Genomic DNA, 10,557 nt, shown 5'->3' with positions numbered 1-10,557 from the left:
CCGCCGAGCGCCACCGGCACGAAGCCGTAGAAATTCAATAGCGCGCCGTTGGCGAAGAACGCCAGCAGCAATTCGCCGCCGGAAAATCCGGCGATGCCGCCGATCACGCCGGCAAGCGCATAGCTTGCGACGCGCAGGTTGCGCTCGGGCAGGCCAAGGGCGCGCGCGGCGAAATTGTCCTCGGCGATGGCGATGAAAGCGCGACCGACCAGGGTGCGACGATAGAGATATTCGAGGCCGACGATGGTGATCGCGCAGACCACCACCGGCAGCCAGAACTTTTCATCCCAAACTCCGCTGCCGAGCCCGATCAGGCGCGGAAAGGGCTGCGGCTCGGTGCCCCATTTGATCGCCGCCACCTGCTGGATCATCAGCGCCAGCGCCAGCGTCGAGAGCACGTAGAGATGCTGGTCGAGGCTCTTCAGCACGGGCCGCACCGCGACGAATTCGGTGATGATGCCGATGATCGCGCATCCGGCCAGCGTCAGGACAAAGCCTGCCAGGATGGGCATCCCGAGCTTCAGCGTGAACATCGAGCCGAACACGCCGCCGAGCATCGCGAACTGGCCGGCGGTAAAGCTCATCACCCGCGAGGTCGAGAACATGGTGTTGTAGGTGACGCCGACGAGCGCATAGATCGCGCCCGCCGCCAGACCGGATGCGAGGATGGAGGCGAGCACTGCCGCGCCCTCGTCCGCGCCTCAGGAATATCCAGGCGCCAGCGCGAAGGTGCCGTTCCTGGCGGTCGAAGCCTCCGACATCACGATCTCTTCGGTCGGAAAGCCGTTGTGCTGGGTCGGCGTGAAGGTGTAGTTGCCGAAATAGCCCGGATATTTCGTCAGCGAGTTCAAATAGGCGGTGATGCCGGCGCCGTCGGTGGATCCGCTGGTCTCGACCGCCTTGGCGAACAGCTCGACCGCGTCGATGCCGCCGGCGACCCACCACAGCAGCGTGTCGTTCAGCACGATCTTGGCCTTGGTCAGGCGTTCGACGAGGTCCTGGCTTTTCGCCGGCAGCTTGCCGGAACTGTCGTAGCTGCAGCTCTTGTAGCCGATGGCATAGACCTTCTTCCAGTTGTCGGGCTTCTCGACCAGACCGGCGATCTCGCCCGACGACAGCGACGGATGGCCGACAAAGGCGACGTCCCAGTTCATGGCGGCGCGGGTGTTGAACATCCGCGCTTCCATGCCCGTGGTGACGCTCCACACCACGATGACTTCGGCGCCGGCATTCCTGGCGCGCAGCATGTCCGGCGTCATGTCGGGCTGGGTCGCATCGATATTGGCCTGATAGACCACATCGGCGCCGTCCTTCTTGAACGCCGCCACCGATGCGCCGACGGCGGTCACGCCGTAGCCGGTGGTGTCGCCGATCACGGCGATCTTTTTCACCTTGAGGATGTTGAGACAATAGTTGCGGACGGCGTCGTCCCACTGGCTGTTGGACGGCGCCATGCGAAATGCGTTGGGAAACCTGGTGGTGTCGATCAGGGTTTCCACCACGCAAGGGTGGATGTTCGGCATCTTCGCCCGCGCCATGATCGGGGTGGTGGCCAGCGCCTCGCCCGAATTGAGCGGCCCCCAGATGCCATGGACCTTGAGCTGGCTGATCATTTCCTGCGTGGCGTTGACGGCCTTGGTGGGATCGCCCTGGGTGTCGCGGATGATGAGTTCGATCTTGCGGCCCTTGACGCCGCCGGCGGCATTGATGGCGTCGACCGCGAAGTTCACCCCGCGGTTAAAGCCGAGGGTCGGCGCCGAGCTCGGCCCGGTCATCGCAGCCAGGCAGCCGATCTTGATCGGCTCCGACTGGGCGATGGCGGGCGCCGGAAACGAAAATGATGCGGCGCCCAGCGCGCCGGCGCTGCCCAATAATACGTCACGACGTGAAATGGCCATGGAATGCGCTCCCTGTTCGCTTTGCGGCGCCCGTCTTTGGCTGCGGGACGTCCGTTTCGTTCGTGTTCCACGGCTCACGGCCGCTGTCGGTATGCCAAGGCAAATTTGAGCCTGATGGGGACGGCTTGTCCAGCCTTTATGGTCCGCGGCCACGACATGGCGCTACCCCTACTTCGTCAGCGCAACGCTCGTGCCGTCCCAGTCCTCGCCGGCCGGGTTGTCGCGCTGCTGCCGGCAGCGCGCGATCATCAGCGACGACGCCGCGTCCTGCCCGCGGATTTCAAGCACCTGTTCGAACGCGGCGATCGCGGCGGCAAAATCACGCGCGCGCCATGCGGCCAGACCGGCTTCGTAGCAGGTCACCCAGTCGAGCGCGCCTTCGAACTCATCGACCATGCCCAGCAGTTCGTAGATCTGCAGTCCACCCGCGCGCCCATAGACCGCGAGGCGGTCGAGCTCGCGAACCGCGATGCGGTCGCCGGCGAGGCGGCGGGTTTCGGGACCGATGATGATGGTGGTGCCGTAGACCTTGTTGGTGCTCTCGAGCCGGCTTGCGATGTTCACGGCGTCGCCGATCACGGTGTAGTTGAGGCGGACTTCGGACCCGATATTGCCGACCAGCATGTCGCCGGAATTGATGCCGATGCGGATCTTGACCGGCTGGCCGTTGTCGTCGGCAAGACCCGCTTTGTCCATGGCGCGCCGGCATGCCAGCGCGGCGCGGCAGCAATCGAGCGCGTGATCGGGATTGGCCGAAGGCGCGCCCCAGAACGCCATCACGGCGTCGCCGATGAATTTGTCGATGGTGCCGCCATGGCCCTGAACCTCCGCCGATACGGCGTCGAAATAGCGCGACAACAGCGGAATGATGCGGTCACCCAGCCGTTCCGACATGCCGGTGAAGCCGGCGAGGTCGATGAACATCACGCTCATCGGCCGCACCGCGCCGCCGAGCCGCGCGCCGGTGCCGTCGCCGATCAGCCGCTTGACGAGGTCGGCGGGGATATATTTCCTGAACGCGGCGAGCCCCTGCGCCATGTCACCGATCGCGCCGGAGAGATTTTCGATCTCGGTCAGCCGCGACGAATAGCGTTGAACCTTGTCGAGATCGAAGCGCTCGACATGCCGGATCTCGTTGACCACTTTCAGCAGCGGCGCCGCGATCAGGCGCTGCGCCAGCCACGCCGACAGCAGGCCGGCGATGGCGATCAGGACCGCGAGCCCGATCAGCAGTTTCCGGATCGTCGCCTGCACGGGGCCGAGAAATTCCGACTCCGGCACGACCGTCACCAGCGACCAGCCCGGAAAGGAAATCGGCGTCAGCACCGCCTGATACGCCCGACCCTCCCGCGTCACCTGGGCATGAAACGCCTGGCCCTCGCCGGGGTCGTAGGCGCGGCCGGCCTGCTTGACCGCATCGACCGCGACCGCAAACAGCGGATGATCGGTCTTCAACGGATGCAGCTCATCGGCATTCGGATCGGGCGCCGCGATCGCAGCCCCGCCGCGGTCGAGGATGAAGGCGCCGGCCGACTTGCCGACCGTGAGCTGCGACAGGAAGTTCGAAACCCGTGTCAGTTCGATGATGATCGCCAGCACCCCGGCCCGCTTCTGGTCGATATCGATCGGCGCTGCGAACGCCGCCGCCGGACGCTCGCCGTCGGGATGGCTCGTCAGGGTCGACCAGTGATCGTCGTTGGAGGCGATCGCCTCGCGAAACCATTCCTGGTCGGTGACGGAGTATCTGGTGTCCTCGACCCGGCGGTTCGTGAGCCGGATCTCGTTGCCGGCATTTTCATACTGGTCGATCCGCAGCTTGCGGTCGGGGTTGGTGAGCTCGAGCATTTCGATGCGGGAATCGCCGAGCTTGTGCCCGGCAAAGAACGATCCGTCCGGCCAGGCGAACGCCACCCAGGAAATCGTCGGCTGCGACTGCAATTGCGAGAGGAATACGAATTCGCGCTTCCTGACGTCGCTCGTCTCGATCACTTTTTCGACAAACAGCGTGCGCACCGCGGTCACGGAGGATCGCGCCTCGGTGGTGATCGACTGCAATTCGTCGCCGACCGCGGACACGATCTGGTCGTTGATGGTATCGGCGAGCGTCTGGCTGACCTGCTGGGCGGTACGCCACCACAATAGATGCACGCCGACGGCGCTGACGATGATCGACGTCAGGACGAGGGCTGAGATGGCGCTGCGGATGCCGATGCGCATGCGGGGGTTCCTGGCCTGCGGGCTGGTACCCGCAATACGGAATATCCTAGCGCTTGTTTCGCCGGCGGCGCCATCCCGGCTTTCCGGACACGGGCCTGTGAAGCGGCGGGGGTGAACTCAAATTATAGTAAGCTGTCATTCCGGGGCGTGAGCGAGGCGAACGAGCCCGGAATCCATAACCACGATCGGGAGTATGGATTCCGGGCCTGCGCCAAGAGGCGCATCCCGGAATGACGACTGAATTAACCTTGCGCGCCGCGAAACTTCTGGATTGTTGGTTTCATAAACGCCAAGACGGGGTTATGCCGGACGGCGAATATCCAGGGTCAAGCAATGAACGACGTCTCCATCCCGGCGGCCATGATCGCCGGTCTTGTCAGTTTCCTGTCGCCATGCGTGCTGCCGCTGGTGCCGCCTTATCTGATCTACCTCACCGGCGCGACCATCGAACACGTGGCCCATGACGAGACCGTGCAGGCTTCCAAGCGCGCGGTGATGGCCTCGGCGCTGGTGTTCGTGCTGGGCTTCTCCACCGTGTTCGTGGCGCTCGGCGCCAGCGCCTCCCTGGTCGGCGGCCTGATCCGCGCCTGGTCGGCGGAGCTCTCGATCGTCGCCGGCATCGTCATCATCGTGATGGGCCTGCATTTCCTGGGGCTGACGCGGATCGGCCTGTTGATGCGCGAAGGCCGGCTGAGGGCGCCGAAGCCGGTCGGATTATGGGGCGCCTATGTCATGGGGCTTGCCTTCGCGTTCGGCTGGACCCCCTGTATCGGGCCGATCCTCGCCGCGATCCTGTCGATTGCCGCGGCCGAAGCCACCGTGACCAAGGGTGCGGGCCTGCTCGCGGTGTATTCCGCCGGGCTCGGCATTCCATTCCTGCTGGCGGCGTTCATGATCGAGCAGTTTTCGTCGCTGTTTTCGCGGATGAAGCGGCATCTCGACCGCGTCGAGCGGGCGATGGGCGTGTTGATGGTGATCACCGGCATCGGCTTTCTCACCGGCGCCGTCTCCAGCGTCAGCATCTGGCTCCTGGAAACCTTCCCGGCACTGCAAAATTTCGGCTAGGACCCGTAACAGGCCGGCCGGCCGCGGCGAAACTCCTCCCAGACGGGGTTGCCGCCGTCGCGGCCGCGTCGGTTCGCGCGTGTTTTGCCTTGTTGAGACCGCCGGTGAAGTTTCAACCAAACGACAATATTCCGAAAGGGGGGTACCCATGAGTTTCATCGTCAATCTGCTCATCCTGCTGCCCGCGCGAATCGCGTCCTGTTTTTCCTGGGCGGGCCCGCTGCTGATGCGGCTCGTCGTCGGCTACACCTTCCTGCTGAGCGGCTGGGGCAAACTCACCAACCTGCCGCAGGTGATCGAGAATTTCGTCGGCTGGGGCATCCCTTTCCCGAACATCCTCACCCCCTTCGTGTCCGGCGTGGAATGTTTTGGCGGCGCCATGCTGATCCTCGGGCTGTTCACGCGCATCCCCGCCGCGATGCTCGCCGTGGTGATGGTCGTCGCCATCAAGTCCGCGAAATGGGGCGACGTCGATTCGCTGGAAACGCTGCTCGGCTTCGAGGAAGCGACCTATTTCGCCGCCTTCATGTGGCTTGCGATAGCAGGCCCCGGCGCCGCCTCGCTGGATCGGCTGCTGGTGAATGCGGCCGGGCATGCCGAGAAATCGACCTGAGAATTCACGTGAGCTCTCACGTTGCTGTGAGCTCACGGAAAGTCTGAGCCCGGATTTCAGTGGCGTCGTAGCTGTCGAAACCACCGAGCTCGGAGAGATGTCATGAAACTCGTCCGCATGGCCGCCCTCGCCATCGCCGCGCGGGCGGCGCTGAACTGAACGCAGCGGCCTGATTTTGTTGTGCAATGCGGCGAGACGGGTCGAGTTCCGGCTAATTGGTTGAAGCGCCGCATTTCCCAGGGCGCGGTCGCGACCGCATCATTGCCGCGTTGCGCAACGAAATACTCCTGAGGAGGCGGTGTTAGCGATAGACGGGATGTCCAAACCGAAAAAAAGAAAATTTTCTTTCGAAACTCGGTAACCAATTCACCCGATGCCCCGTAGCTGTTCCTGGACGAGCACCCAGATCGTGGTGGCCCCGGTTGCTCCGCGGAAGCCCCCGCGACTTGACGGCTTGTCCGAGCCTTCCGTTCGTTGTGCGGTTCGTGATCGAACGATCATCGGATGCGCACGGCGTCACTTTTTCGTCAAACAATCATCGAGGAGACCGTCATGAAGTTGAATTCCAAGTCCGGTGCGACGCTCGCAGCCGCCGCTGCCACCCTGTTCCTCGCCGGCTCGGTCGTATCGACCACATCGACCCCCGCCAACGCCGCCATGGGCAAGTGCATGGCCGGCAACGCCTGCAAGGGCCAGAGCGCCTGCAAGGGCAATGGCAATTCCTGCAAGGGCCTGAACGCCTGCAAGGGCAACGGCTTCTCGATGACCGGCGAAAAGCAGTGCGCCAGCATCGGCGGCAAATACGTCAAGTCCTGATCGCCCATTTTCCGACGCAAAGGGGGCTCGGCCGGGCCGGGTCCCCCATCATTTCGACGGCCGGCCTAAAATAAGGCTGGAGGGCCGCGTAACCAAATCCAGCCAACGCGCGTAGTGATAGCTGGTGCAGTCCGTGAGCGGTGGCCGACGCGGCTTGCGGGCGATGCGCCTTCCCACTCTTTCTCGAGGAGATGCTCATGAAGATGACTTCCAAGTCCGGCGCCGCCATTGCCGCCGCCGCAGCCACCCTGTTCCTGGCGGGTGCGACCATGTCGACCGTGACCTACGCCGCCGGCGAAGGTAAGTGCATCGGCGCCAATGCCTGCAAGGGCCAGAGCGCCTGCAAGGGCGGCAACCATGCCTGCAAGGGCCAGAACGCCTGCAAGGGTCAGGGCTTCTCGGCCATGACCAAGGACAAGTGCGAAGCCGCCAAGGGCAAGTACGAACCCGCCTGACGCGAAGGCAGTCCGGGAACGGGGCCCGGTGTAGGCCGGGCCTCTTTTCCATGATAATTTGATCGCGAAATACGCCGCACCGCGCCATGCGCCGGTGCCGTTCGCGCGGAGACATCATGAACGTCGCAAGCAGATTGCCAGACACCCCGGCGGCGGCGCTTGCGGAGCGCCCGAAGAAATCCGCCAGGAAATCCGCCATGGCATCCGCCAAGCCGCCGTTCCTCGGTTTTGGCCTCGGCCTGCGCGCGCAGCACTACGACGAAATCCTCTCCGGCAATCCGCCGATCGACTGGTTCGAGGTGATCAGCGAGAACTACATGCTGCCAGGCGGCAATCCGCTTCGCATCCTCGACCGGATTTGCGCGCGCTACCCCGTGGTGATGCACGGCGTATCGCTGTCGATCGCATCCACCGCGCCGCCCAATTTCGATTATCTGCAGGGCCTGAAAGAACTCGCAAAGCGCGTCGAGCCGAAATGGGTGTCTGATCATCTGTGCTGGACCGGCGTGCATGGCAAGAACCTGCACGATCTGCTGCCGATCCCCTACACCAGCGAAGCGCTCGATCACGTCGTCAGCCGGGTTCAGCTGGTGCAGGACTTTCTCGGCCGCGCCATCGTGCTCGAGAACGTCTCCACCTATGTCCAGTTCAACAATTGCGAAATGACGGAATGGGAATTCCTTTCCGAGCTTTCGCGCCGCTCCGGGTGCTGGCTCCTGTTCGACGTCAACAACGTCTATGTCAGCGCCTTCAACCACGGCTACGATCCGCTCGCCTTCCTCGACGGCATCCCGGTGGACCGCGTGGTGCAGTTTCACATGGCCGGCCACAGCCATATGGGCACGCATATCATCGACACCCACGATCACCCGGTGTGCGAGGACGTCTGGGATCTCTACGCCGCGGCCCTGAAGCGGTTCGGCCGCGTCTCGACCATGATCGAGCGCGACGACAACATCCCGCCGCTCGACGAACTCCTGCTCGAGGTCGTCAGGACCCGCGAGATCGCCGAAAAAATCCTGCCGGCGGGCAAGCTTGCGGGATGAGCGATTTTGCGCGGCAGCAGGGCGAGTTCCAGCGCGGCATCCTGGCCGGCGACGACAGCATTCTGGCCGAAATTCTCGACAGCCCCCGCGAAAAGCGCGAGACGCTGTTCGGCGTCTACCGCTATGCCTATGGCTCGCGGCTGGTCGAGGCCATGCGCAACGACCACGAGCTCCTGCATCTTTATCTCGGCGACGAGATGTTCGACGAGATGGGCCATGCCTATGTCAAGGCAAGGCCATCCGAGCATCCGAACCTGCGCTGGTTTTCGCAAGGCCTGCCCGATTTCCTGAAATCGGCGGAGCCCTACCGCGATCATCCCGCGCTGTCGGATCTCGCCGCGCTGGAAAAGGCGCTCAACGACGCCTTCGACGCGACCGATGCCCCGGTGCTGGAGCTGACCGACATGGCCTCGTTTGCGCCGGAGATCTGGAACGATCTGATATTCCGGCCTCACCCCAGCGCATTGAGGCTCGATCTTGCGACCAACGCCTCGGCGATCTGGCTGGCGCTCAAGAACGACGAAACACCGCCGGATGCGGAAATATTGCAACAGCCTTCGCGCCTGTTGATCTGGCGCCAGGACACCACGCCGATGTTTCGCGAGCTGGCCACCGAGGAAGCGATGATGTGGGACGAAGCCGCCAATGGAATCCCGTTCGGCGTCCTCTGCGAAATGCTCGCGACCTATGACGACCCCGACGGCGCGGCCGCGCGCGGCGCCGGCTATCTGCATGGCTGGGTCACATCGGGAAGTTTGACCGCCGTCTCGGTCGGCGACTAGAGCATGATCCGGAAAAGTGGGTACCGGTTTTCCGAACAGATCATGCTCAAACAAAGAGATAGAGCGAGATGACGACTCGAAGAAAAGTCATCACGCTCTAGATGAAAGGTCCGCCCCATGGGCACGGACGCCGGTCGGAATTTTATCGAGAACCTGAGCTGGGACGAAGTCGCGCGGCGCATTGCCGGGGGCAGCACCGCGATTCTGCCGATCGGCGCCGCGACCAAGCAGCACGGATTCCATCTGCCGCTGAATACCGACCGCATTCAGGCCGAGCTGCTGGCGGCGAGAGTGGCCGAACCGATCGGCGCGTTGATCTGGCCGACCGTGACTTACGGATACTATCCCGCCTTTGTCGAATACGCCGGCAGCAGCAGCCTGTCGGCATCGACATTCGAGGCTGTCGTGCATGAGATCGCCACTGGAATCCTCGACGCCGGCTGCATATCGCTGTTGGTGCTCGATACCGGGATCAGCACGCTGGCCCCGGTCGAACGCGCGCTGGCGCGTCTCGACGCCGGCCAGGTCATGCATTTGCGGATTCACGAAGGCCCGCGCTACCGGCGCGCCGCCGAGGCGCTGGCCGGGCAGAGCCATGGCGGCCATGCCGACGAACTCGAGACTTCGCTGATGCTGGCGCTGGCGCCGCAACGCGTCGACATGGCGCGCGCCGAAGCAAGCCCGGCCCTGAAGCAGCAGGTGCCGGGTCGTCTGACGTCCTTCGACAGCAATTCGCCGAATTACAGCCGCTCCGGCAGCTACGGCGATCCGACCCTGGCGACATCGGCCAAGGGTGAAATCCTGCTGGCGGCGATGCTCGGCGATCTCACCGAACAGGTGGCGGCCTTGATGGCCGAGCAGCCAGTTGGCAAGCAGCGACCGAACCCGATCCGAGGCAAATTCCTGTGAAGAGCACCGCGAGATTTCGCTGGATCGTCGTGGCGGCGCTGATGGCGGCGACATTGGCAGGCGTGGCCTCCTTCCATGCCGATGCGCAATCGGAATTCATGCGCGGCAATCGCATGCCCTATGATGCCTTCGACAAGTTGCCGAAGACCGACCTCGACGTGCCCGGCGGCACCATCCAGGTCGCGTTGGCGCCCGGCAACATCGCCCTGCCCCAAGAAAAGATACTGGACTGGATCAGGACGTCGGCGAAGGCGGTCTCGACCTATTACGGCCGGTTTCCCGTCAGCTCGCTGAGACTGCTGCTGGTGCCCGTCGATGGCGCGCGCGTACGCGGCGGCACGACCTGGGCTTATCGCGGCGCCGCCATCCGCGTGCTGATCGGGCGCGATGCCAGCGAGGACGATCTGCGGCGCGACTGGGTCATGGTGCACGAGATGGTGCATCTGGCTTTGCCCGACATGGACGATCGCAACGCCTGGCTGTCGGAAGGGCTCGCGGTTTACGTCGAGCCGGTTGCACGCGTGCAGTCCGGCGATCTAAGCGCCAGGGAAATCTGGCAGGCGATGGCGCGCGACATGCCGAAAGGCCTGCCGCAAGCCGACGACCAGGGCCTCGACAACACCGACAGCTGGGGCCGGAAATATTGGGGCGGCGCGATATTCTGCCTGCTCGCCGATATCGAAATCCGCAAGCGCACCGGCAATCGCCTCGGCTTGCAGGACGCGATGCGCGGCGTGATCGAAGCCGGCGGCAATC

At 63.9% G+C, this 10,557-nt stretch carries 11 protein-coding genes; 8 read left to right on the top strand and 3 right to left on the bottom strand.

What is annotated here, in order from left to right; genetic code table 11:
- The 3 genes from WCE35_RS06170 to WCE35_RS06160 all read right to left on the bottom strand — a co-directional run.
- Positions 1-680: branched-chain amino acid ABC transporter permease (locus WCE35_RS06170; protein ID WP_424592459.1), on the bottom strand; the 680-nt coding region annotated here is incomplete at its 3' end.
- A gap of 21 nt (positions 681-701) precedes the next feature.
- Positions 702-1,898, bottom strand: coding sequence for an ABC transporter substrate-binding protein (locus WCE35_RS06165; protein WP_424592458.1), 1,197 nt, complete (start codon positions 1,896-1,898; stop codon positions 702-704).
- 168 nt (positions 1,899-2,066) lie between these two features.
- Positions 2,067-4,115 (bottom strand): adenylate/guanylate cyclase domain-containing protein, encoded by a 2,049-nt coding sequence (locus tag WCE35_RS06160; protein ID WP_424592457.1) that lies wholly within the window; start codon positions 4,113-4,115, stop codon positions 2,067-2,069.
- A 333-nt stretch (positions 4,116-4,448) separates the two neighbouring features.
- Between WCE35_RS06160 and WCE35_RS06155 the strand changes: the two genes are divergently transcribed.
- From WCE35_RS06155 to WCE35_RS06120, 8 genes are all read left to right on the top strand, one after another.
- Positions 4,449-5,180, top strand: coding sequence for a cytochrome c biogenesis CcdA family protein (locus tag WCE35_RS06155; protein ID WP_424592456.1), 732 nt, complete (start codon positions 4,449-4,451; stop codon positions 5,178-5,180).
- A 148-nt stretch (positions 5,181-5,328) separates the two neighbouring features.
- Positions 5,329-5,793: a DoxX family protein gene (locus tag WCE35_RS06150; RefSeq protein ID WP_424592455.1), complete on the top strand. Its 465-nt coding sequence runs from the start codon at positions 5,329-5,331 to the stop codon at positions 5,791-5,793.
- Positions 5,794-6,345: 552 nt separating this feature from the next.
- Positions 6,346-6,609, top strand: a complete 264-nt coding sequence (locus WCE35_RS06145; RefSeq protein ID WP_424592454.1) for a hypothetical protein — start codon at positions 6,346-6,348, stop codon at positions 6,607-6,609.
- Positions 6,610-6,806: 197 nt separating this feature from the next.
- Positions 6,807-7,064, top strand: a complete 258-nt coding sequence (locus WCE35_RS06140; protein WP_424592453.1) for a hypothetical protein — start codon at positions 6,807-6,809, stop codon at positions 7,062-7,064.
- Between the two features lie 197 nt (positions 7,065-7,261).
- Positions 7,262-8,110 (top strand): DUF692 domain-containing protein, encoded by an 849-nt coding sequence (locus WCE35_RS06135; protein WP_424592460.1) that lies wholly within the window; start codon positions 7,262-7,264, stop codon positions 8,108-8,110.
- Entirely contained in the window at positions 8,107-8,892 is a 786-nt protein-coding gene (locus WCE35_RS06130) for a putative DNA-binding domain-containing protein (protein ID WP_424592452.1), read from the top strand. Before WCE35_RS06135 ends, WCE35_RS06130 begins: the two co-directional genes overlap by 4 nt.
- A 117-nt stretch (positions 8,893-9,009) precedes the next feature.
- A complete protein-coding gene (locus tag WCE35_RS06125; RefSeq protein ID WP_424592451.1) occupies positions 9,010-9,801 on the top strand; it encodes a creatininase family protein in 792 nt (263 codons plus the stop codon).
- Positions 9,798-10,557: hypothetical protein (locus WCE35_RS06120; RefSeq protein ID WP_424592450.1), on the top strand; the 760-nt coding region annotated here is incomplete at its 3' end. The genes WCE35_RS06125 and WCE35_RS06120, both read left to right, overlap by 4 nt.

The organism is Bradyrhizobium sp. (assembly GCF_049691595.1).
GTDB lineage: Bacteria > Pseudomonadota > Alphaproteobacteria > Rhizobiales > Xanthobacteraceae > Bradyrhizobium.
This window is presented reverse-complemented; position numbering and strand designations above follow the sequence as displayed.